This is a genomic window from Bradyrhizobium sp. WYCCWR 12699 (assembly GCF_032144035.1).
In the GTDB taxonomy this organism is placed as follows: domain Bacteria; phylum Pseudomonadota; class Alphaproteobacteria; order Rhizobiales; family Xanthobacteraceae; genus Bradyrhizobium.
Map to the genome: position 1 here is coordinate 73,940 of NZ_JAVTJN010000006.1, position 22,747 is coordinate 96,686.

A 22,747-nucleotide genomic window follows, 5' to 3' on the forward strand; every position below is an offset into this window, starting at 1 on the left:
CAAACATCAGAAAACCAACGCATTTGTGTTGCGACCTCGTCAACAGCTTCTGCTTATGTTAGACTTATGTCTCAAAGCAGGGAGGTCACCACGATGTCAGCAGTTGCTGAAGTGTTGTCGACCGTCGCGCCGAACCGCGATCCGCGTTGCAGCGAGTTGCCCACCTGTCCCGTCTGCGCCGATTCCATGGTCGCCGCCGAAGCATCCGCCTACGTCTCGGACCAAATGATCAGCTATCTCTGGACCTGCGATAATTGCGGCTATGGCTTCGTCACCAAGCATGCCGTCAAGACCCGGTTCGTGTGCAACTAGCGTCATTGCCCGAGCATGATCTCGTCGGAAAACCGCTTCACACTTTTCCGGATCATGCTTTGCCCTAGCGCGGGGCGATGTCGCCCTTCGCCCAGTCCTCGCGCGTACGCTGATAGAACTCCTCGAATTTTCCCTGTGCGATCGCGTCCCTGATGCCCAGCATCAGGAACTGGTAGTAAGCGATATTGATTTCGGACAACAGCATCGCCCCGAGCGTCTCGCCCGCCTTGACGAGATGGTGCAGATAGGCGCGCGCGCAGTTGCGCGTCGACGGCCATGAGCTCTCCTCATCCAGCGGGCGCGGATCGTCGGCGTGGCGCGCGTTGCGGAGGTTCACCTGGCCGAAGCGGGTGAAGGCGACGCCGTGCCGGCCATTGCGCGTCGGCATCACACAATCGAACATGTCGATGCCGCGCTTCACGGCTTCGAGGATGTCGTCGGGCGTGCCGACGCCCATCAGATAGCGCGGACGCTCTTTCGGCAGCACCGGCGCGGTCTCGTCGATCATCGCCAGCATCACTGCCTGCGGCTCGCCGACGGCAAGGCCACCGATCGCATAGCCATGGAAGCCGATCGCGGTCAGGCTTTGCGCACTCGCATGCCGCAGTTGCGGCACGTCGCCGCCCTGCACGATGCCGAACAGCATGTAGCCATCGGGAGCGCTCTCGAAGGCGCGCTTCGAGCGCTCGGCCCAGCGCAGCGACAATTGCATCGCGCGCTCGATGTCGGCGTGCTCGGCCGGCAGCCGCACGCACTCGTCCATCTGCATGGCGATGTCCGAGCCGAGCAGGCGCTGCACTTCGATCGAGCGCTCCGGCGACAGCTCGACCTTGGCACCGTCGATATGCGAGCGGAAGGTGACGGCGTGCTCGCTGATCTTGCGCAGGTCCGCCAGCGACATCACCTGGAAGCCGCCGGAATCCGTCAGCATCGGACCGTTCCAGCCGGTGAACCGCTGCAAGCCGCCGAGTGCCGCGATCCGCTCGGCGCTCGGACGCAGCATCAAATGATAGGTGTTGCCGAGCACGATGTCGGCGCCGGCATCGCGGACCTCGCGCCAGTGCATGCCCTTCATGGCACCCGCGGTACCGACCGGCATGAAGGCCGGCGTCCGCACCACGCCGTGCGGCGTGGTCAGGCGTCCGGTGCGCGCGGCGCCATCGGTGGCGAGCAACTCAAAGTGATTGGGAAGGTCATTGTCGGGATTCATGGCCGTGCTTATTGCGTGTCGGAGGAAGCCGATCAACCCGCATAGACCTGCGCAGCGGCCAGTCGGTGCCTCAGACTGGGACACAATCGCCGCGAATATTCACCCCGCCAGTCTTGTTAAACAAAACGATACCGTGTAGTTTTACCACGGGGCTGGACGAGATGCTGCGGCTAAACGCGCCGACGGCGTCAAACGTGTGATCGCCAGCCACCGACAATGCCCCTTGCTTCGTGTTCGACTGATGTCCCTGGCCGTTCCCGTGACCGGATCAGGCAGGCAGGCCGCCGCCTGATCGGAGTCCTGGTCCTGACGTGCAGCCTGGCGCTCGCCGCCTGCACCTCCCTGCCCCGCACGCCCTATACGGCCGCAGAAGCCAGCACCTCGCGCGTGCTCGATATCGACGGCCTCAGGCGCTACGCCGACGACCCCGTTACCAAATTCAGCTTCGAGAAAGACACCAGCTACGCGACGAAGTCCTATCTGGCGCTCTCCGGCGGCGGCGCTGATGGCGCCTACGGCGTCGGCGTGCTCAACGGCTGGACCGCGGCGAGAACCCGCCCCACTTTCTCCGTCGTCTCGGGCGTGAGCACCGGGGGCCTGATCGCGCCGTTCGCGTTCCTCGGCTCGCAATACGACGACACGCTGAGAGAGGTCTACACCAGCGGCATCGCGGAAAGCCTGCTCAGCGATCCCAGCATCATGCGCGTGCTGTTCGGATCCGGCCTGTTCGGCAACACGCGGCTGCGCGAGCTCGTGGCGCGCTATGTCGGGCCGGAGATCGTGGCGCAAGTCGCGCGCGAAAACGCCAAGGGCCGGAAGCTGTTGGTGGTGACGACCGATCTCGACACCCAGCGCACCGCGATCTGGGACATGGGCAAGATCGCCGCGGTCGGCACGCCCGAAGCGGTCAAGCTGTTTCGCGACGTGATGGCGGCCTCCGCCAGCATTCCCCTGGTCTTTCCGCCCATCATGATCGACGCCGAGGGCCAGGGCCGCAAGTTTCAGGAGATGCATGTCGACGGTGGCGTGACCGCGCCGGTGCTGACGTTGCCGGAAGCGCTGCTATTCCAGGGCAACCGACTGCCGGGCAGCGCGAGGATGGACATCTACATCCTCGTCAACAAGAAGATCGAACGCAATTTCGAGCTCGTCTCCAACGGCACCATCGATGTCGCCTCGCGCAGCCTGTCGGCGATCACCCAGTCACAGACGCGCTCGATCATCTTCTCGACCTATGACTTCGCCAAGCGCAACCGTCTCGGCTTTCATCTCTCCTACATCGCGCGCGACTATCCGCCACCGCCGTCGGAAGGCTTCGACACCGCCTATATGCGGGCGCTCTATCAATATGGATATGACAAGGCCGCTTCGGGTCAGGCCTGGAGCTCGACGGTGCCGTGAGACGGAACGCCGCCCTGCCGAAACCGTTGACGATATGGCCAATTCGGCCAGATTCGCGATGACGCATCGACTCCTGCGCGATATAGAGCGAATGACGACTGTCAGAAACGCGCAGGAATCATTGGGCATGGGATTGACTGCGACCAGGACGAGAGCGGCTGCGCCGCGGCGCGAGGTGCCGAAGTCGCGCGGCGGCCGGCCGACGAAGACCGCCGCGATCGAGCGCGACCAGCGGCTGATCGAGGTCGCCACCCGCCTGTTCCTGGATCGCGGCTTCGACGCAACCTCGCTCGACGCGGTCGCGGAAGCGGCGCGGGTGAGCAAGCCCACCGTCTATTCCCGCTACGGCGACAAGCGCGGCCTGTTCGCCGCCGTGCTGAGGCGCGAGATCGCGCGCTGGCTCGCGCCGTTGTCGGCAGCCGCCGAGACGCAGCTCTCCAGCGCCTCGGACATCCCGGTCGAGCAACGGCTGATCGAGATCGGACGCGAGATGCTGACGTTCACCTGCGGTCCGGACGCCGTCGCCTTCAGTCGCATGATGACGTCGCAGGCGATCAATTTCCCTGATGTCGCCAAGCTCGGCAAGGAGGAAGGCTGGCTCAAGGCGGTCGCCACCACCGCGCGCTTCTTCGACAACCTGGTGGCGCAAGGCGCGCTCGATGTCGAGGATACCACCATTGCGGCCGAGGTATTCCTCGACGTGGTCGTTGGTCACACCCATCGCTTGGCGACCTTCGGAACGGCCCTCGAGATGAAGGCCGCCGAGAAGCGGATGCGCGTCGCGATCAAGCTGTTCCTGGCCGGCGCGCTCGGACCTGCGGACCGCGTCCAGAACACCAAAGCCGCGCCACGCCGCCGCCCCTCACGCTGACATTTCCGTGAACGCACGATCTATCCCCATGGCGACACGGAACGAGCCGTTGACCCAAATAAAACGATACGGTATGGTTTAGTTATAAGCGATACGGACCGCTTTTTTCACCAGCCCCAAAGGTGGCCCGTACCGCTGAGATCGCCGTGCCGGGTACAGCCCGGTGCGTCGCTCCGCGGCCGGCCGACGCCCAAGGCCGGCCGCGAATTCTTTACGATCATCCGGCACACTCGCTGGTCGAGGGTTTCGAGCATGACGACAGCCGAACGATGGACTTCAGGACTGCTGGCGATCGGCCTGTCCGCCCTGCTCCTCGCCGCGCCCGCCCGGGCGATCGTGACCGCGGGCACGCCGACTGCCCTTCACAGCGATGCAGATGGTGATGCCGAGGCCGACCGCCAAGCCGTCAGCCGCGAGATCGAGCGTTTCCGCAGCTCGTCGATCTCGATCAGCCAGGCCATGGCGATCGCCGAAGCCCGTCACGCCGGCGCCACCACGGCGGATGTGAGTTTTGACGGAGCCGCCGGCGTGCCGGTGTATCGCGTGAAGACCCTGCACAACGACCGGATCTGGCGCCACACCATCAATGCAGCGACGGGCGAACTCGTCGGCGGAGAAGCTGCCCTCCCCCTCGCCGAGCTCGACAACGACGATCGCAGCAACCTTGCGGCCCTCGGTGCGATCAGGCACCGTCTCGCGGATGCCGTGCGTGTTGCCGAGCGCGCGGCCTCGGGCAAGGCGATCAGCGGTGGCCTCGTGCGCGAACGCGGCCGGCTCAATTTCGCGATCGTCGTGATCAGCGGCGACGACCTCAAGGAGGTCATCCTGGAGCCCCCGGGCGCCAGGAAATAGCGGCTGCTAGATAGCGGCAGGCTTCGCCCCCGGCATCGGCCGGGAACGAAAAGCCATTGACGGCCGCAAGACTCTCCCGCATAAGTCGCCGCCATGTTCACGACCACCAAACGCACGACCAAAACCACCACGGCCTCAGGGGCCCGGGGAGGCGTGCGCACGTAAGTCGTCGACTTAAACGCATCAGCTCTACGGCAAGCCCCGCCCTCGATGGACCGGGGCTTTTTTGTTGTCTTGTTCGCAAATCTCAATGGAGGACAAAGTGAGTAACGATCCCGTCGTCGCGATTGTCGGCGTCACCGGTGCGGTGGGCGCCGAATTCATCGCCACCATGGACAAGCGCGGCTTCCGCGTCGGCAAGCTCAAGGCGCTCGCCAGCGCCCGCTCGGCCGGCAAGACGGTGTCGTTCCGCGGTCAGCCGATCGTGATCGAGGAGCTGACCGAGCGGTCCTTCGAGGGTGTCGACATCGCCCTGTTCTCCGCCGGCGGCAGCATTTCGAAGAAGTATGCGCCGATCGCCGTCAAGTCCGGCGCGGTCGTGGTCGACAACTCCTCCGCTTTCCGCATGGACCCGAACGTGCCGCTGGTGATCCCCGAGATCAACGCGAACCGCATCAGGGATCACAAGGGCATCATCGCCAACCCGAACTGCGCGGCGATCACCGCGCTGGTGCCATTGTGGCCGATCCACCAGAAGAACCGCATCAAGCGCGTGATCATCTCGACCTACCAGGCCGCAAGCGGCGCCGGCGCCGCCGCGATGGAGGAGCTGGTCGAATCCACCCGCGCCAATCTCAACGGGCAGGTCTATACGCCGAAGGTGATGCCGCACCCCTACGCCTTCAATCTCTTCAACCACAATACCGCGGTCGATCCCGAGACCGGCTACAACGACGAGGAGACCAAGGTCATCAAGGAGACCCGCAAGATCTTCGAAGACGAGACAATCGCGATCGGCGTCACCTGCGTGCGCGTGCCGGTGCTGCGCGCACATTGCGAGGCCATCACCTTCGAATGCGAGAAGCCGATCAGCGAGGACCAGGTCCGCGCCATCATGGCGCAGGCTCCCGGCGTCAAGGTCGTCGACGACCGCGCCAGGAACTACTTCCCGATGCCGATCGACGCCTCGGGCCAGGACGACGTCCTGGTCGGCCGCATCCGCAAGGATCTGAGTGACCCCAGCGGCCATTCGATCTCGATGTTCATCGCGGCCGATCAGCTGCTCAAGGGCGCAGCGCTGAACGCGGTGCAGATCGCCGAGTTGCTGCCGCAGCGCGTGATGGCATAGTCGATGTCGTAGCAACCGGTATCGTAGGGCGGGCGGAGCGCAGCGTGCCCACCAACTGTCTCGATCATGAAAAGATGGTGGGCATGGTGCTATGCCCGCCATCCCTCTCCGCATCCAGAAAAGACGTGGGCACGCTTCGCTTTGCCCACCCTGCGGCGTAACGTCAGTCGTTCGCTCGAAACAGCAAACACGCATCCCCGTACGAATAAAACCGATACCCGTTCGCGATGGCGTGCGCATACGCCGCCTTCATCGTCTCGAGCCCCGAGAAGGCCGACACCAGCATGAACAGCGTCGACTTCGGCAAATGGAAATTGGTCATCAGGATATCGACGGCGCGGAAGCGATAGCCAGGAGTGATGAAGATCGACGTCTCCGCCGCGAAGGGCTGGATGGTGCCATCCTCGCGTGCGGCGCTCTCAAGCAGCCGCAATGACGTGGTGCCGACCGCGACGATACGGCCGCCATTCTTTCGCGCCGTGTTGAGACGCTCTGCCGTCCCGGCCGAGATTGTGCCCCACTCGGCGTGCATCCTGTGGGCTTCGGTGTCCTCGACCTTCACCGGCAGGAACGTCCCTGCCCCGACATGCAGCGTGACCCTGTTGACGCCCACGTCGCGCGCGCGCAGCGCCTGCTCCAGTGCCGGGGTGAAATGCAGGCCCGCCGTCGGCGCGGCGACGGCGCCTTCGTTCGCCGCGAACATGGTCTGGTAGTCGGCGAGGTCCTGATCGTCGGGCGTGCGCTTGGAGGCGATGTAGGGCGGCAGCGGCGGGCTGCCGAGATCGGCGATGGCCTGGTCCAGCGCCGGGCCGTGGAACGAGAACGACAGCGTCACCTCGCCCTCAAGGCCCTTGGACTCGACCTCGGCGTCGAGATGGCCGAGCAGGCAGACCTTGCCTTCATTGCCGAAGCGGACCCGGTCGCCGGCGACGAGCTTCTTGGCGGGCTTCACCAGCGCCTGCCAGCGCGAGCCGTCGAGCCGCTTGATCAGCGTTGCCTCGATCCTGGGCTCCGTCTCGCGGCCGATGCGCCGGCCCTTCAGCTGCGCCGCGATCACCTTGGTGTCGTTGACGACGAGCTGGTCGCCCGGCTTCAGCCATTGCGGCAGGTCGGCAATCACCTGATCGCGCAGCACACCGTTCTCCACGGCCAGCATCTTCGCGGAGTCGCGCGGGCTCGCCGGGCGCAATGCGATGCGCTCGGCGGGCAGGTCGAAATCGAAGAGATCGGTGCGCATGAGCGCTGTCGCGCCTTGGTTCGCGTCATTCCGGGACGATGCGCAGCATCGAACCCGGAATCTCGAGATTCTCAGGTGCGCAATTGCGCACCCTGGTTCACGCTTAGGCGCGCCCCGGAATGACCGCTATCAGGCGGCGTCCGCCGCCATCCGCGCCTTGACGATCTTGTCGGGATTCTGGACGGGCTCGCCGCGCTTGATCTTGTCGACGTTCTCCATGCCCTCGGTCACCTTGCCCCACACCGTGTACTGGTTGTCGAGGAAGCGGGCGTCGTCGAAGCAGATGAAGAACTGGCTGTCGCCGGAATCGGGATTGGCGGCGCGCGCCATCGAGGTGGTGCCGCGCACATGCGGCTCCTTGTTGAACTCGGCCTTGAGCTTCTTGCCGGAGCCGCCGGTGCCGGTGCCCTGCGGGCAGCCGGTCTGCGCCATGAAGCCGTCGATCACGCGGTGGAACACGATGCCGTCGTAGAAGCCTTCGCGGACCAGTTCCTTGATGCGCGCGACGTGGCCGGGCGCCAGATCAGGCCGCATCTCGATGGTGACGGGGCCCTGCGTGGTCTCGAGGATCAGGGTGTTTTCGGTGACGCTCATGCTCGTCTCTCTTGCGTTGGGGGTGAAGTCTTGTCAGGCGACGTTTTGCGGTTACGGAACTGGATCGCGAATGGACGTCCCGCGGCGGCGCCGGCCATTGCATCGGTAAATGGCATCGGTGTGCAGCGTTGCAACGCCTCCATCACCGCGATCCGGTATTGCAGCCGGTCGTTGTCGGAGGCCTCCGCGGATTCATAGGTAATCCTCGGATGGCCCAGAATGTTTCCGGCCCGGTTAAAGCTCACGACGACGGTGATGTCGAGTGGGCGGGCCCTGGCGGGCGGCGGCGGTTTCCAACAGGTGCGCAGATGCTGGAAGACGTCCTGGATGGTGTTGACCTTCGCGTCCTCGGCGGCCGCGCCGGAGAGGCCAAGCAGGAGCGCCGCGGCAGCTACGATGAGCTTTTTGCCACGGCGCGCCATCGCCACCTCTCATTTGATGTCGGAGGCGACCTGCACCTTCACCATCTTGTCGGGATCGGTCACGGCGCCGCTGGGGGAGCCGGGCGGCGCCTTCTTCAGCTTGTCGACGACGTCCATGCCCTGCACGACCTCACCGACCACGGTGTACTGGTTGTCGAGGCTGCCGCCGTCGGCGAACATGATGAAGAATTGCGAGTTGGCGCTGTCGACGCTGTCGCCGCGCCGGGCCATGCCGACGATGCCGCGGGCAAAATGCACCTTGGAGAATTCCTGCTTCAGGTTCGGATATTTCGATCCACCGGTGCCGTTGAATTTCTCGCCGTCGCCGGTCTGCGCCATGAAGCCGTCCATGACACGATGGAACGGCACGTTGTTGTAATAGCCCTCGCGCGCGAGCTGCTTGATGCGCTCGGCATGCTGGGGCGCGATGTCGGTGCGCAGCTTGATGACGATGCGGCCCTTGGTGCTGTCGATGACGATGGCGTTGGCCTTGTCGAGGTTGGCCGGCAATTGCTGCGCCACCGCGGGCACCGCGAACACGAGCGCGGCAAGAACTGCGAGAATTCGGATCATGACAACTCCGGATCAGAGAAAGAGGAAGCGCGCCGTTATCCGGCGAATTTTACCTTGAGCTGGGCCGCAACAATCGGCGGGACGAAGGTCGAGACGTCCCCGCCCATGCCGGCGATCTGGCGCACCAAAGTGGCGGTGATCGGGCGAACCATGGGAGAGGCCGGCAGGAAGACGGTATGCACTTCCGGCGCCATCGCCTCGTTCATGCCGGCGAGCTGCATCTCGTAATCGAGGTCGCTGCCGTCGCGCAGGCCCCGAATCATGATGGTCGCACCGTGCTTGCGCGCCGCGGTCACCGACAGGTCGTCGAACGTCACGGCTTCGAGCACGCAGCCGGCCTTGGCCGCCACCGGCCCGCAGACGTCATGGAGCATCTTGAGCCGCTCCTCGGTCGAGAACAGCGGCTTCTTGCCGGGGTGGACCCCGATCGCGACGACGAGCCTGTCGCACAGCGATACGCTGTGCCGGACCACGTCCAGATGACCGTTGGTGATGGGGTCGAAGGAACCCGGATAGAAGGCAATACGCGGCATGGCCCCCTCCTACCGCGCCCGGCCCGGGCCGGCAAGCCGGGCGGGTTCCTCGGCCTCTCCTTGGCCGTTTCCGGCAGAATATCCCGGCGGCCGTGTCGGCGACGGCCGGTTTGTTTCGTCCTGAGAGCAGCCACGAAACAAACCGGCGGGGACACGAAACCATTTCCCGCGCCGGCGAAGACGTCCGGAAACTGGCCATGGTTACTAATCCGGCCAACGAATGACGGGCCGCACACTGGGCGTAGGCGGCCGCATCACAGGGGACTGTCAAATGATCAAGGCTCTTTCAGCGATCGCTCTCTCTGCATGTGTTGCCGCAGCCCTCACCCTGCTGCCCGGCTTTGCCCCGACCGTCGAAGCCAGCGTGCCGCAGCCGCTGGCCAAGAGCGACCGGCTCGATATCCGCACCGTCGGAAAGGACTGCTCCCAGCAGGCCTGGCCGAACTTCGAGGCGTCCTGCCTGCGCCGTGCCGGCACCAAGGCGACCATCCGCGAGGCCCGCCTCGTGACCGCCAACCGGACCCCGTAGTCGGGTCTGTCAGCTTCGCGTCATATAATCCTGATGGAATTTTGCGACGCCCCATCGCAGACTGCGTGATGCTCGCGCCCGGCGGAATGGCCCGTCGGGCGCGATCCCATTGGGGGGCCGCCCTTGTCCAGTACGCCCGCAGTCGCTTCCGGCCACCATCCTGACCCGCTGCCGCTCGCCATGACCATGGGCGCCCTCGGCGTCGTCTATGGCGATATCGGCACCAGCCCCCTCTACGCCCTGAAGGAAGCCGCCAAGGCGGCCGCCCATGGCGGCACGCTCAGTCACGACGCTGTCCTCGGCGTCGCCTCGCTGATCCTCTGGGCGCTGCTGCTGATCATCTCGCTCAAATATGCGCTGTTGATCCTGCGTGCGGACAACCGCGGCGAAGGCGGCATCGTCGCGCTTCTGGCGCTGCTGCATGCCCGCCACGCCCAGCCCGGCACCTGGCGTGCCCATCTCCTGGTGGTCGGCCTGATCGGAGCCGCCCTGCTGTATGGCGATGGCGCTATCACGCCGGCCATCTCGGTGCTCAGCGCCATCGAGGGCCTCAAGGTCGATGCCCCCTCGCTCGCGCCCGCCGTGGTGCCCGTGACCGTCGTCATCCTGATCGGCCTGTTCATGATGCAGAAGCAGGGCACCGGCTTCATCGGCCGCATCTTCGGGCCGGTGATGCTGGCCTGGTTCGTCGTGCTCGCCGCGCTCGGCATCCACGGCATCGTCAAGGCGCCGGCGGTGCTGGCGGCGCTCAGCCCGTTCTATGCGTTCAATTTCCTGATCCACCAGGACTTCCACGTCTCGTTCGGAATCCTCGGCGCGGCTTTTCTCGCGGTGACCGGCGGCGAGGCCATGTATGCCGACATGGGACATTTCGGTCGCCTGCCGATCCGGCTGGCCTGGTTCGCGATCTGCCTGCCCGCCCTGGTGCTGAACTATTTCGGCCAGGCCGCGCTGCTGATCACCGATCCCACGATGATCGAGAACCCGTTCTTCCAGCTCTGCCCCGACGCCCTGCACTACCTGCTCGTCGCATTCTCCGCGATCGCGACCGTGATCGCCTCGCAAGCGATCATCTCCGGCGTGTTCTCGCTGACGCAGCAATCGATCCAGCTCGGCTTCCTGCCGCGCATGCAGATCCGCCACACCACGAGCGATGCGATCGGCCAGATCTACGTGCCGCTGGTGAACTGGCTGCTTGCGGCTGCAACGCTGGGCGCCGTCCTGAGCTTCGGCTCCTCGGACGCCCTCGCCGGCGCCTATGGCATTGCGGTCTCGCTGCTGATGGCGATCACCACGCTGCTCGCCGCGCTGGTCGCGATCCAGTGGGGCTTTTCGCCCTGGCTGGTCGTTGCCGTGAACGGCTTCTTCTTCGTCATCGATCTGATCTTCTTCTCGGCCAACTCGATCAAGCTGTTCGAGGGCGGCTGGTTTCCGTTGCTGCTCGCCGGCCTCGTCGCCTTCCTGATGCTGACCTGGCGGGCCGGCGTGAGGCTGGTCGAGGCGGCACGCGCCCGGCTGCGCCAGCCCGAGGAGGACCTGATCGAGACCGCGGTCAACAAATGCCATGCGCGACTGCCCGGGACCGCCGTGTACCTGGCCTCCGCGCCGCGCGGCGTGCCGCTCGCGCTCACCCAGTTCGTCAGGCACAACCGCGTGCTGCACGAGCGCGTGCTGCTGGTCACCGTGCTGATCGAGGAATTGCCGCACATCGCGGACGAGGAACGCGCTGAGGTGATCGAGATCATCCCCGGCATCACCCGCGTGGTTCTGCATTACGGCTTCATGCAGAATCCGACGATCTATGAAGGGCTGAAGCTGGTCTGCCGCCAGGGCAAGCTGGCCGGCATCGATCTCTCCGAAATCACCTATTACGTCGGCCGCGAGACCATCATCCCGCGCGAAGACGTGCCGGGCATGTGGGTCTGGCGCGAAAGCGTGTTCGCCTTCCTCCAGCGCAACGCCGAACGCTCGGCCGCGTTCTTCGGCGTGCCGACCAAGCAGGTCGTGGAGTTCGGCACGGAGCTGGAGATTTGACTGCGCAAATGGTGGGTGGCGAATAGCGAATAGGGAAGCCCCCCATTCGCCACTCGCTATTCGCCATTCGCCCCGTTGCCGCTCTCCGCCTCTTCCGTGATGTGCTCGACTGAGACCACGTGCTCGTCCTCGGCGGTGTCGAACACGATCACGCCTTGTGTCGAGCGGCCGGCGACGCGGATGCCTTCGACCGGGCAGCGGATCAACTGGCCCTTGTCGGTGACCAGCATGATCTGATCTGCATCCTCGACCGGGAACGAGGCAACCAGATTACCGTTGCGGTTGTTGACGCTCATGGCGACGATGCCTTTGCCGCCGCGGCCCGTCGTGCGGTACTCGTAGGACGAGGTCCGCTTGCCATAGCCGTTCACCGACACGGTGAGCACAACCTGCTCCTGCGCCGACATCTCGGCATAACGCTCCTGCGCGAGCTGGAAGCTGCCGGATGTCTCCTCGGCCTCGGCGTCCACTTGCGCCTCTTCGGCCCCGGATTCGCCGGCGACCGCGCGGCGCATCTTCAGATACGCCGAGCGCTCGTCCGAGGTGGTCTCGACGTGGCGCAGGATCGCCAGCGAAATCACCTTGTCGCCCTCGCCGAGCGCGATGCCACGCACGCCCATCGAGGTGCGCCCGGTGAACACGCGCACGTCGGTGACGGGGAAGCGGATGCACTGGCCGCCGGCGGCGGTCAGCAGCACGTCGTCACGCTCAGTGCAGATCTGCACGTCGACGATCGCTTCATTGTCGTCGAGCTTCATCGCGATGATGCCGGAGCGGCGGACGTCGACGAAGTCCGACAGCTTGTTGCGCCGGACGTTGCCGCCTGTGGTCGCGAACATCACGTCGAGGTTGCCCCAGGTGGACTCGTCCTCCGGCAGCGGCATGATAGTGGTGATGCGCTCGCCCTGCTCCAGCGGCAGGATGTTGATCAGCGCCTTGCCGCGGGCGTTCGGCGCGGCCATCGGCAGGCGCCAGACCTTCTCCTTGTAGACCTGGCCGCGCGAGGAGAAGAACAGCACCGGCGTGTGCGTGGAGGCCACGAACAGGCGCGAGACGAAATCCTCGTCACGGGTCTGCATGCCGGCGCGGCCCTTGCCCCCGCGGCGCTGCGCCCGATAGGCCGACAGCGGCACGCGCTTGACGTAGCCGGCGTGGGACACGGTGACGACCATATCCTCGCGCTGGATCAGGTCCTCGTCCTCGACCTCGCCTTCCTGCTCGATGATGACGGTGCGGCGGGGCGTTGCGAACTCGGCCTTCACCTCGGCGAGCTCGGTCTTGATGATCTCGAGCACGCGGGCACGGGAGCGCAGGATGTCGAGATAATCGGCGATCTCGCCCGCGAGCTTGTCGAGCTCGTCGCGGATCTCGTCACGGCCGAGGGCGGTCAGGCGCTGAAGGCGCAGGTCGAGAATGGCCCTCGCCTGCTCCATCGACAGCCGGATCGTGCCATCCGCGCTGATGCGGTGGCGCGGATCGTCGATCAGCGTCAGCATGTCCTCGACGTCCTTGGCCGGCCAGTCACGCGACATCAGGGTGTCGCGGGCGGTGGTCGGGTCGGGCGAGGTCCGGATCACGCGGATCATCTCGTCGATATTGGCGACCGCGATCGCGAGACCAACGAGGATATGGGCGCGATCACGCGCCTTGGCCAGCAGGTACTTGGTGCGCCGCGTGACGACCCGCTCGCGGAAGTCGACGAAGATGGCCAGCAGGTCCTTCAGATGCATGATCCGCGGACGGCCGCTGTCGAGCGCCACCATGTTGACGCCGAAGCTGGTCTGCAGCGGCGTGAACCTGTACAGCTGGTTCAGCACCACGTCCGGCACGGCGTCGCGCTTCAACTCGATGACCACGCGGTAGCCTTCGCGGTCGGATTCGTCGCGCAGGTCGCCGATGCCCTCGATCTTCTTTTCCTTGACCAGTTCGGCGATGCGCTCGACCATCGTCGCCTTGTTCACCTGGTAGGGAATCTCGGTGACGATGATCGCCTCGCGCTCCTTGCGGATGGTCTCGATCGCGACCTTGCCACGCATCACGATCGAGCCGCGGCCGAGGTGATAGGCCGAGCGGATGCCTTGCCGCCCAAGGATGACGCCGCCGGTCGGAAAATCCGGTCCCGGCACGATGTTGATGAGTTCGTCGATGGTCAGCGCGGGGTTGTCGATCAGCGCGATGCAGGCGTCGATGACCTCGCCGAGATTGTGCGGCGGGATGTTGGTCGCCATGCCGACCGCGATGCCGCCGGCGCCGTTGACGAGGAGGTTCGGGAACTTGGCCGGCAAGACCGACGGTTCGGTCTCGTTGTTGTCGTAGTTCGGCTGGAAGTCGACGGTGTCCTTGTCGATGTCGGCCAGCAGGGCCAGCGCCGCCTTGGTCAGGCGCGCTTCGGTGTAACGATAGGCGGCCGCGGGATCGCCGTCGACCGAGCCGAAATTGCCCTGGCCGTCGATCAGCGGCACGCGCATGGAGAAGTCCTGCGCCATCCGGACCATGGCGTCGTAGATCGACTGGTCGCCATGCGGATGATATTTACCGATGACGTCACCGACCACGCGGGCGGACTTCACGTACTTCTTGTCGGGCGTGTGCCCCTGCTCGTTCATCGAGAACAGGATGCGGCGGTGCACCGGCTTCAGGCCGTCGCGGGCATCAGGCAGCGCCCGCGCCACGATCACGCTCATGGCGTAGTCGAGATAGGACTTCTTCATCTCCTCGAAGATGGAGACGGGGCGAATATCCGAGGGTTGCGCCGGCTGGTCGCCGGGCTTGTCGTCGTCGTCAGCCAAGGGGAAATCCGGTGAGGTTTTATCTGGGAATCATATAGCGCATCGGGGCCCTGATAGCCACCCTTGCGGGCTCGAGGGAAGCGCTTTTTCCGCTTATTTTTCCAATAGCTTACGGCCTTGCAACGAGTGTCTCGGATGGGCATGGCCAGGCCCTTCGAAATCACTTCGGCCACCTCAATGATCGCGCGGTGGCGCGCACCTCTTCGGTCTGGTTGCCCGGCGCGGTCAGAGTTCAACCCAAACATGAAGCGGGCCCGGAAATCCCGAGCCCGCTCTGTCGATTAGTAGGGTTTGCTGACACGACGTGGCAGGCGCGGCCCAACCTGCCGGCGCCCCCCCCTATCGTCAGACCGTCCTCAGAATGGGATATCGTCGTCCATGTCGCTGTTGCGGCCACCGCCGCCGGCGGCCACGGGACGGCGCGGCGCGCTGCTGACGGGTCCTGACGAGCCGAAATCACCACCCGGTTCGTCGCCGAAGCTACCGCCTCCACCGCCGCCGCTGCGGCCGTCGAGCATCGTCAGCGTCGAGTTGAAGCCCTGGAGCACGACCTCGGTCGAATACTTCTCGACACCGCTCTGGTCGGTGTACTTGCGGGTCTGAAGCGCGCCCTCGATGTAAACCTTGGCGCCCTTCTTCAGATACTGTTCGACGATTTTGCAAAGCGGCTCCGAGAAGATCACGACGCGATGCCACTCGGTCTTCTCCTTGCGTTCGCCAGTATTCTTGTCGCGCCAGGTCTCCGAGGTGGCGATGCTCAAATTCGCAATCGGCCGCCCGTCCTGGGTGCGGCGGATCTCAGGATCCTTGCCGAGATTTCCAACCAGAATGACCTTGTTGACGCTTCCCGCCATCGCCGCTCTCCACTCCGAATGCCACCTGATTTCAAAAGGCCGAGCACGCTGCCCGCGTTCCTCTGCGCCCTGTTGAGGCGACCCTATACGCTTGCGGGCGCCGCTCAGCCCACCACCCCCAAGGTTATCCCCACATATAGCACCGACCTTCGCCACGTTCCAGATTTGTTCTTTCTGGCCGGGCACCGAACAGAGCGCCACGCGCACTCTAACTTTCACCGGCTCGGGAACCTCCCGGCCGCTCTGCCTGGAGCCTCACACGTTCTAAGCGCATCGCCGGAATTGCGACATCGGCATGATCAGCCCGAATGACCCTGGGCGGCCTGCCACTCGTCAAGAACGAATATCTCTCTGATATCCTTGGATGATTGAACGATCTAGCTCGCGCCCTCCTCTTCAGGCAGGGCGGGATTCAGGGGTTAAATAAGTCAGTAACCATCACCTTTCCGACCACTGTGGCTTTTCGGATACACAACTTGCGGCTTCAGTGGTGTAAGCACGGCATCAGTTGGGCCGTTGAGTCCGCTGCCCTTCCGTCCGCGGAAGGCAACAACAGAAACTGGGACTGGGATTAGTTGAAAATGAAAAAGGTTTTGTTGGCTTCGGCCTGTTTGTTCGCTCTGGCGGCCCCCGCTTCGGCTGCTGATCTCGCGGCGCGCCCCTACACCAAGGCTCCGGTCGCTCCGATGGCTTCGGTCTACAACTGGACCGGCTTCTATCTCGGTGCCGTCGGTGGCGGCGCTTGGGAAAACGCTTCGGGCGACCCGAAGATGAAGGGCGGCTTTGTCGGCGGCACCGCCGGCTACAACTGGCAGACCGGCAACGTCGTGTTCGGCCTCGAGGCCGATGCTGCGTGGGCTGACGTCAGCGCGTCGGTCACCGGTCCGGTCCTCGTCCCCGGCTTCGGTGTTGCCACGGCGACCCTGAGCTCGAAGACGGATGCGATGGGCACCGTTCGCGGCCGTATCGGCTGGGCCGTCAACAACGTGCTGTTCTACGGCACGGGTGGCTATGCCTGGATCGACAACAAGCTGAGCGCCAGCGCTCTCGGCGTGACCATCTCCGACAGCAAGTTCCACTCCGGCTGGACCGTCGGTGCGGGCGTCGAAGCGTTCTTCGCTCCGAACTGGACCGTCAAGGGCGAGTACCTCTATCGCAGCCTCGGCGGCGAGACCTACTTCTCGGGCGCCCTGCCCACCGGCACGCTCAACTTCCACACCGTGCAGGTCGGCGTGAACTATCACTTCGGCGCCCCGGTCGTCGCCAAGTACTGAGCTTCGACTTAAACGCTACCCGCGTTACGAAAGGCCGGCCTTGTGCCGGCCTTTTTGTTTGCCCTTGCTCGTTGTTTGCCCGCTCGTTCGCCTGCCGCGTTCTACAGTTCCGCGCCCGCCTGCTGCCAGATGCCGCCAGCGCGCCAACATTCCGTTGACGATTCGCAACTCCCTCTGGAAATCCGCGCGCGTTCTTCCTACGTTCGCTGATAACCCCATCGGCGCCGATCCCGGTTCCGGGCGAAGCGCGCCTTCATCATTGGCGCGATCGCGCGTCTTTGGATTCCTTGAGGACCAGCGGGATGGATGAAGTGATCAAGGCGAAGCGCCAACAACAGAACGCGGGCTCCAGCCTGCGCGCAATTACGATCCGTGGCGCGCGCGAGCACAACCTCAAGAACATCGATGCCGAAATTCCCCGCGACAAGCTGGTGGTGTTCACCGGCCTCTCCGGCTCCGGCAAATCCTCGCTCGCCTTCGACACCATCTACGCCGAGGGCCAGCGCCGCTACGTCGAATCGCTCTCGGCCTATGCGCGCCAATTCCTGGAGATGATGCAGAAGCCCGACGTCGACCAGATCGACGGCCTGTCGCCCGCGATCTCGATCGAGCAGAAGACGACATCGAAGAACCCGCGCTCGACCGTCGGCACCGTCACCGAGATCTACGACTATATGCGCCTGCTGTGGGCGCGCGTCGGCGTGCCCTATTCGCCGGCCACCGGCCTGCCGATCGAGAGCCAGACCGTCTCGCAGATGGTCGACCGCGTGCTGGCGCTGCCCGAGGGCACCCGCCTCTATCTGCTCGCGCCCGTCGTGCGCGGCCGCAAGGGCGAGTACCGCAAGGAGCTCGCCGAATGGCTCAAGAAGGGTTTTCAGCGCGTCAAGATCGACGGCACCTTCCATGAGCTTGCGGAAGCGCCGACGCTGGACAAGAAATTCCCGCACGACATCGACGTCGTCGTCGACCGCATCGTCGTGCGCGCCGACATCGGCCAGCGCCTCGCCGAGAGCTTTGAGACCGCGCTGAAGCTCGCCGAGGGCCTTGCCGTCGTCGAGTTCGCCGACGCCCCCACGGCGGCCCCCACCGAAGAGAAAAAGAAGACCGCCAAGATCCACGACAAGAGTGGGCCCGAGCGCATGCTCTTCTCGGAAAAGTTCGCCTGCCCGGTCTCCGGCTTCACGATTCCAGAGGTCGAGCCCAGACTGTTCTCCTTCAACAATCCCTATGGCGCCTGCCCGGCCTGCGGCGGCCTCGGCGTCGAGCAGCATGTCGACGAGGACCTCGTCATTCCCGACAAGGAGCTCGCCATCGGCAAGGGCGCGATCGCGCCATGGGCCAAATCGTCCTCGCCCTATTACATCCAGACCCTGACCGCGCTCGGCAAGCACTACAAGTTCACGCTGACCACCAAATGGAAGGACCTGCCCAAGAAGACGCAGAACGCGATCCTGCACGGCTCCGGCGAGGACGAGATCAAGTTCTCCTATGAGGACGGGGTGCGCTCCTACGACACCAAGAAGCCGTTCGAGGGCGTCATCACCAACATCAACCGCCGCTACCGCGAAACCGAAAGCGAGTGGGCGCGCGAGGAGCTGGCGAAATACTTCCACGACGTGCCCTGCGAGGGATGCAAGGGTTTCCGGCTCAAGCCCGAGGCGCTCTGCGTCAAGATCGGAGCCAAGCATATCGGCGAGATCTCGGAGCTGTCGGTCAAGAAGGCCGGCGAATGGTTCGAGACCGTGCCCGACGCGCTCAACGCGCAGCAGAACGAGATCGCCGGCCGCATCCTGAAGGAGATCCGCGAGCGCCTCACCTTCCTGCTCGACGTCGGCCTCAACTACCTCACTTTGTCCCGCTCCTCCGGCACGCTGTCCGGCGGCGAGAGCCAGCGCATCCGCTTGGCCTCGCAGATCGGCTCGGGCCTGACCGGCGTGCTCTATGTGCTGGACGAGCCCTCGATCGGCTTGCACCAGCGCGACAACGCTCGCCTGCTCGACACCCTCAAGCGGCTGCGCGACCTCGGCAACACCGTGGTCGTGGTCGAGCATGACGAGGACGCCATTCGCCTCGCCGACTACGTGCTCGACATCGGCCCCGGCGCCGGCATGCATGGCGGCCACATTGTCGCCGAGGGCACGCCCGCCGAGATCATGCGCAACCCGAAATCGCTGACCGGCAAGTACCTGACCGGCGAGCTCGAGGTCGAGGTGCCGGAGCGGCGCCCGCCGAACCATCGCCGCACCATCAAGGTGGTCAACGCGCGCGGCAATAACCTCAAGAACGTCACCGCCGAAATCCCGCTCGGCCTGTTCACCTGCGTCACCGGCGTCTCCGGCGGCGGCAAGTCGACGCTGTTGATCGACACGCTGTACCGCGCCATCGCCCGCAAGCTGAACAATGCCAGCGAGGGCGCCGCCCCGCACGATCGCATCGAGGGCCTCGAGCACATCGACAAGATCATCGACATCGACCAGTCGCCGATCGGCCGCACGCCGCGCTCGAACCCCGCGACCTATACCGGCGCCTTCACGCCGATCCGCGAATGGTTTGCCGGCCTGCCCGAGTCCAAGGCGCGCGGCTACGAGCCCGGCCGCTTCTCCTTCAACGTCAAGGGCGGCCGCTGCGAGGCCTGCCAGGGCGACGGCGTCATCAAGATCGAGATGCACTTTTTGCCCGACGTCTACGTCACCTGCGACGTCTGCAAAGGCAAGCGCTACAATCGCGAGACGCTCGAAGTCCTGTTCAAGGGCAAGAGCATCGCCGACGTGCTCGACATGACCGTCGAAGAAGCCGCCGAATTCTTCAAGGCGGTGCCGCGCGTGCGCGAAACCTTCCAGACCCTGCACCGCGTGGGCCTCGACTACATCCATGTCGGCCAGCAGGCGACGACCCTGTCGGGCGGCGAAGCCCAGCGCGTCAAGCTCGCCAAGGAGCTGTCAAAACGCGCCACCGGCCGCACGCTCTACATCCTGGACGAGCCGACCACCGGCCTACACTTCCACGACGTCAAGAAGCTCTTGGAGGTGCTGCACGAGCTGGTCGCGCAGGGCAACACGGTCGTCGTCATCGAGCACAATCTCGAAGTCATCAAGACCGCAGACTGGGTCATCGACCTCGGCCCCGAAGGCGGCGACGGCGGCGGCGAGATCGTCGCCTGGGGCCCGCCGGAAGACATCGCCAAGGCGCCGCGGAGCTATACCGGAAAATTCCTGGAGCCGGTGCTGAAGAAGGCGCGCAAGCCGAAGCGGCGGAGCACGAGCGAGGCGGCGGAGTAGCGCCACCCGCTCGAGCGGCCGGCTCAAGCTGCCGGGAAAATTCTCCATGCCGAGCCGAACCTACGCGCTCTTCCGCAACGCGATCCTCGCCGAGCAGCAGGTGACCTGTGTCTACGAGGGCCGCCATCGCGAGCTATGTCCGCACATCATCGGCACCAACAAGGCCGGTGAGGAAGCCGTGCTGACCTGGCAGTTCGCCGGCGAAAGCAGCGGACCGCTGCCACAATGGCGATGCCTGAAGCTGGCCAATGTCAGCAACGCCCGGGCGCGCGACGGCCGCTGGCACGAGGGCAGCTCGCATCGGAGCACTCAGACTTGCGTCAAGAACATCGATATCGACATCAATGTTGACGTACGCAAGTTGCGGTGAGCGCTCATTAGTCTACTGGCCGACGAATTCAATGACCGCTTCACCCCGCGCGACGGCTTCGGCGATTCGCGGCATGGCGCTCACACGCTGACGGATCAGCGCGCGATTGTCGATGTTGCCCACACGCACCCAAAGCACGATAGGCCCCTGCCGCTTTGCGGCACGGAGAAGCGAGAAATCGCGATTCTTGGTGACGAGAACGGCCGATCTTGCAACGGCTTCATCCCAGATCGCGCCATCGGTCGCGTTTGCCATCCCGAACTCGGCAACATGGGCCGCATCGTATCCAGCGCGACGCATGGCCTCCGCCAGTGCTGGTGGAAGCTGAGCATCGACCAGGTAAGGCAAGCTATTTCGCCGCTATGATCGGGTGATCGACCTGACGGGCGGCATAGGCGAGAGACGCGTCGATATCGGCTTCTTCCAAATACGGATAATCTTCCAAGATGCTCTCGCGCGACTGTCCCGCGGAGAGCAGTCCCAAGACGTCGGCGACCGTCATGCGCAGATCGCGAATGCAGGGGCGTCCATGCATACGCTGCGGATCGACGGTAATCCTTGCCAGTAGCTCCGACATCTGCCACCTCTCGAAGGTAACATAGCATCTCCGATAGCATTGTCAGCGCCTCGCCAGCGGGCGCGACGCCCGCACTTCTCCCTCCGCCATGCCCTACGCCCTCGCCATCTTCGACCTCGACGGCACGCTGGCCGACAGCTTCCCGTGGTTCCTGCGCGTCATCAACGACATCGCCGATCGCTTCAATTTTCGCCGTGTCGCCGATGAGGACGTCGAGGACCTGCGGCATGCCTCGACGCGTGAGATCCTCGCCCGCCTCGAGGTGCCGCTTTGGAAGATGCCAACGATCGCGCGGCATGCGCGGCGGCTGAAGGCGGAGGCGGCTTCCGAGATCGCACTGTTCGCCGGCGTCGAGACGATGCTGCGGACGCTGACAGAGAACGGCGTGCAGCTCGCGCTGGTGACGTCCGACAGCGAGGCCAATGCGCGCGAGAAGCTCGGGGAAGCCGCGGTGCTATTTTCGCATTTCGACTGCGCGGCATCGCTGTTCGGCAAGCCCGCGAAATTCCGCCGGGTGATCCGGCGCGCGGGCGTCGAGCCGAGCCAGGTGATCGCGATCGGCGACGAGGTCCGCGACATCGAGGCGGCGCGAACCGTGGGAATTGCCTGCGGTGCGGTGGGCTGGGGTTATGCTGCGCCGGCGGCGCTGCGGGCGCTGGGGCCGGATCACGTGTTCGAGCGGATGGATGAGATTGCGGCGACGCTATGCACGGTGCCGTAGCCCGGATGGAGCGAAGCGCAATCCGGGACAGTGTCCCCGCATTTCGCTTCGCTCCATGCGGGCTACAAGCGCCCCTACTCCGTCCTCCGCAAAAACACCCCGAACGCCCTTGGTCCGTCGCCGGTCTTGATCTCGCCGATCACCTTCAGATCAGTCGCGTCGATGACCACAAGCGTGTTGCTTTCCCAGCACGCGACGATGACGCGCTTGCCGTCGGCGGTCGCGGCAATCCCTTCGGGGTAGTCGCCGACATTGATGCGCTTGACCGGCTTCAGGCTCGCAAGGTCGAACACGCTGACGGTGCCGCCATATTGGTCCGTGACAAAGCCGCGGCCTTGCGTCAGCGCCACCGCATAGGGGCGCATGCCGACCTTCACACGGCCGATCTCGCGACCTTCTGCAATGTCGATCACGGAGACGTCGTCGGAGCCGACATTGGCGGTGTAGGCGCGCTTGCCCTCGGCATCTATGGTAACGCCGAACGGACGGGTGCCGACCTTGATCATCGCCTTGCGCTGGCGTGTTGCGGTGTCGACGACCGAGACGCTGTCGTCGTCGCGGTCCGCCGAGAGCAGCAGCTTGCTGTCAGGCGTCACTGCAAGGCCCGATGGCGAGGCGCCGACCGCGATGCTGGCGGCGATGCTGCGCGAGGCCGTATCGATCACCCGCACCGCCGCCGCATACCAGTCCGCGACATAGACGGTCTTGCCATCGGGGGCGACCGCAATGCCAAGCGGTCCGCCGCCGACCTCGATCCGGCCTGCCACTTGGCGCGTCGCGGCGTCCACCACCGTCACCGCCTTGGCGTCGGGGCTCGTGACATAGGCGAAGCGCCCGTCCGCGCTGACCGCCACGCCCGCCGGCTTGCCGCCGATGGGAATGGTTGCCACCGCGCGTGCGGAGGCGAGATCCACGACCATCAGATCGTCGCTGAGCTGGTTGGTGACGAACGCCTCCTCGGCAGCTGCGCTGCCGAGGCTGGCATGGCAAAGGCTAGCGGCAAGCGCCGCCAGGACCAGAATGCGCAC

At 64.9% G+C, this 22,747-nt stretch carries 22 protein-coding genes; 11 read left to right on the forward strand and 11 right to left on the reverse strand.

Going from position 1 to position 22,747, the window contains the following annotated elements; genetic code table 11:
* Positions 1-93: 93 nt before the first annotated feature.
* Positions 94-312, forward strand: coding sequence for a hypothetical protein (locus tag RPS27_RS07180; RefSeq protein WP_194408032.1), 219 nt, complete (start codon positions 94-96; stop codon positions 310-312).
* 64 nt (positions 313-376) lie between these two features.
* On the opposite strand, the gene tgt is transcribed toward RPS27_RS07180, so the two are convergent.
* Positions 377-1,522: a tRNA guanosine(34) transglycosylase Tgt gene (tgt, locus tag RPS27_RS07185; RefSeq protein ID WP_211416949.1), complete on the reverse strand. Its 1,146-nt coding sequence runs from the start codon at positions 1,520-1,522 to the stop codon at positions 377-379.
* A gap of 216 nt (positions 1,523-1,738) precedes the next feature.
* On the opposite strand from tgt, the gene RPS27_RS07190 reads away from it, so the two are divergent.
* The 4 genes from RPS27_RS07190 (at position 1,739) to RPS27_RS07205 (ending at position 5,934) form a co-directional block, all read left to right on the forward strand.
* On the forward strand, positions 1,739-2,923 hold the full coding sequence (locus RPS27_RS07190) for a patatin-like phospholipase family protein (protein ID WP_211416948.1): 1,185 nt from the start codon (positions 1,739-1,741) through the stop codon (positions 2,921-2,923).
* A gap of 127 nt (positions 2,924-3,050) precedes the next feature.
* Complete coding sequence (locus RPS27_RS07195; protein ID WP_211416947.1) at positions 3,051-3,794, forward strand: TetR/AcrR family transcriptional regulator; 744 nt, start codon at positions 3,051-3,053, stop codon at positions 3,792-3,794.
* Between the two features lie 252 nt (positions 3,795-4,046).
* A complete protein-coding gene (locus tag RPS27_RS07200; protein ID WP_211416946.1) occupies positions 4,047-4,646 on the forward strand; it encodes a PepSY domain-containing protein in 600 nt (199 codons plus the stop codon).
* Positions 4,647-4,896: 250 nt separating this feature from the next.
* Positions 4,897-5,934, forward strand: coding sequence for an aspartate-semialdehyde dehydrogenase (locus RPS27_RS07205; RefSeq protein WP_211416945.1), 1,038 nt, complete (start codon positions 4,897-4,899; stop codon positions 5,932-5,934).
* Positions 5,935-6,097: 163 nt separating this feature from the next.
* On the opposite strand, the gene queA is transcribed toward RPS27_RS07205, so the two are convergent.
* The 5 genes from queA to coaD form a co-directional block, all read right to left on the reverse strand.
* Positions 6,098-7,171, reverse strand: a complete 1,074-nt coding sequence (gene queA, locus RPS27_RS07210; RefSeq protein WP_212068603.1) for a tRNA preQ1(34) S-adenosylmethionine ribosyltransferase-isomerase QueA — start codon at positions 7,169-7,171, stop codon at positions 6,098-6,100.
* A 129-nt stretch (positions 7,172-7,300) separates the two neighbouring features.
* Positions 7,301-7,765 carry a peptidylprolyl isomerase gene (locus RPS27_RS07215; RefSeq protein WP_211416943.1) on the reverse strand — a complete coding sequence of 155 codons (465 nt, stop codon included), beginning with the start codon at positions 7,763-7,765 and terminating at the stop codon, positions 7,301-7,303.
* Entirely contained in the window at positions 7,762-8,187 is a 426-nt protein-coding gene (locus tag RPS27_RS07220; protein ID WP_313753947.1) for a hypothetical protein, read from the reverse strand. The genes RPS27_RS07215 and RPS27_RS07220 overlap by 4 nt, the downstream gene beginning before the upstream one ends.
* A gap of 9 nt (positions 8,188-8,196) precedes the next feature.
* Positions 8,197-8,760: a peptidylprolyl isomerase gene (locus RPS27_RS07225; protein WP_212068602.1), complete on the reverse strand. Its 564-nt coding sequence runs from the start codon at positions 8,758-8,760 to the stop codon at positions 8,197-8,199.
* Between the two features lie 35 nt (positions 8,761-8,795).
* Entirely contained in the window at positions 8,796-9,293 is a 498-nt protein-coding gene (gene coaD, locus RPS27_RS07230; protein WP_194408021.1) for a pantetheine-phosphate adenylyltransferase, read from the reverse strand.
* A gap of 271 nt (positions 9,294-9,564) precedes the next feature.
* Between coaD and RPS27_RS07235 the strand changes: the two genes are divergently transcribed.
* Together RPS27_RS07235 and RPS27_RS07240 are read left to right on the forward strand one after the other, a co-directional pair.
* Positions 9,565-9,822 (forward strand): hypothetical protein, encoded by a 258-nt coding sequence (locus RPS27_RS07235; RefSeq protein WP_212068601.1) that lies wholly within the window; start codon positions 9,565-9,567, stop codon positions 9,820-9,822.
* Between the two features lie 180 nt (positions 9,823-10,002).
* Complete coding sequence (locus RPS27_RS07240; RefSeq protein WP_211417490.1) at positions 10,003-11,856, forward strand: potassium transporter Kup; 1,854 nt, start codon at positions 10,003-10,005, stop codon at positions 11,854-11,856.
* Between the two features lie 56 nt (positions 11,857-11,912).
* Here RPS27_RS07240 and gyrA read toward each other — a convergent pair whose 3' ends face one another.
* Together gyrA and RPS27_RS07250 are read right to left on the reverse strand one after the other, a co-directional pair.
* Entirely contained in the window at positions 11,913-14,645 is a 2,733-nt protein-coding gene (gyrA, locus tag RPS27_RS07245) for a DNA gyrase subunit A (RefSeq protein ID WP_212068600.1), read from the reverse strand.
* Positions 14,646-15,001: 356 nt separating this feature from the next.
* Positions 15,002-15,499: a single-stranded DNA-binding protein gene (locus tag RPS27_RS07250; protein WP_063194610.1), complete on the reverse strand. Its 498-nt coding sequence runs from the start codon at positions 15,497-15,499 to the stop codon at positions 15,002-15,004.
* Between the two features lie 581 nt (positions 15,500-16,080).
* Between RPS27_RS07250 and RPS27_RS07255 the strand changes: the two genes are divergently transcribed.
* The 3 genes from RPS27_RS07255 to RPS27_RS07265 all read left to right on the forward strand — a co-directional run bounded on the left by RPS27_RS07255 (position 16,081) and on the right by RPS27_RS07265 (position 20,421).
* The gene (locus RPS27_RS07255; RefSeq protein WP_212068599.1) at positions 16,081-16,773 is read left to right on the forward strand and encodes an outer membrane protein; all 693 of its coding nucleotides are present in this window, start codon (positions 16,081-16,083) and stop codon (positions 16,771-16,773) included.
* A 302-nt stretch (positions 16,774-17,075) separates the two neighbouring features.
* Positions 17,076-20,051: an excinuclease ABC subunit UvrA gene (gene uvrA, locus RPS27_RS07260; protein ID WP_212068598.1), complete on the forward strand. Its 2,976-nt coding sequence runs from the start codon at positions 17,076-17,078 to the stop codon at positions 20,049-20,051.
* A 46-nt stretch (positions 20,052-20,097) separates the two neighbouring features.
* A complete protein-coding gene (locus tag RPS27_RS07265; protein WP_212068597.1) occupies positions 20,098-20,421 on the forward strand; it encodes a hypothetical protein in 324 nt (107 codons plus the stop codon).
* Between the two features lie 12 nt (positions 20,422-20,433).
* Here RPS27_RS07265 and RPS27_RS07270 read toward each other — a convergent pair whose 3' ends face one another.
* Positions 20,434-20,769 carry a DUF5615 family PIN-like protein gene (locus RPS27_RS07270; protein WP_212068596.1) on the reverse strand — a complete coding sequence of 112 codons (336 nt, stop codon included), beginning with the start codon at positions 20,767-20,769 and terminating at the stop codon, positions 20,434-20,436.
* Position 20,770: 1 nt separating this feature from the next.
* The gene (locus RPS27_RS07275; RefSeq protein ID WP_212068595.1) at positions 20,771-20,998 is read right to left on the reverse strand and encodes a DUF433 domain-containing protein; all 228 of its coding nucleotides are present in this window, start codon (positions 20,996-20,998) and stop codon (positions 20,771-20,773) included.
* 88 nt (positions 20,999-21,086) lie between these two features.
* Between RPS27_RS07275 and RPS27_RS07280 the strand changes: the two genes are divergently transcribed.
* Complete coding sequence (locus RPS27_RS07280; RefSeq protein ID WP_212068594.1) at positions 21,087-21,719, forward strand: HAD family hydrolase; 633 nt, start codon at positions 21,087-21,089, stop codon at positions 21,717-21,719.
* 74 nt (positions 21,720-21,793) lie between these two features.
* On the opposite strand, the gene RPS27_RS07285 is transcribed toward RPS27_RS07280, so the two are convergent.
* Positions 21,794-22,747: a cytochrome D1 domain-containing protein gene (locus RPS27_RS07285; protein WP_212068593.1), complete on the reverse strand. Its 954-nt coding sequence runs from the start codon at positions 22,745-22,747 to the stop codon at positions 21,794-21,796.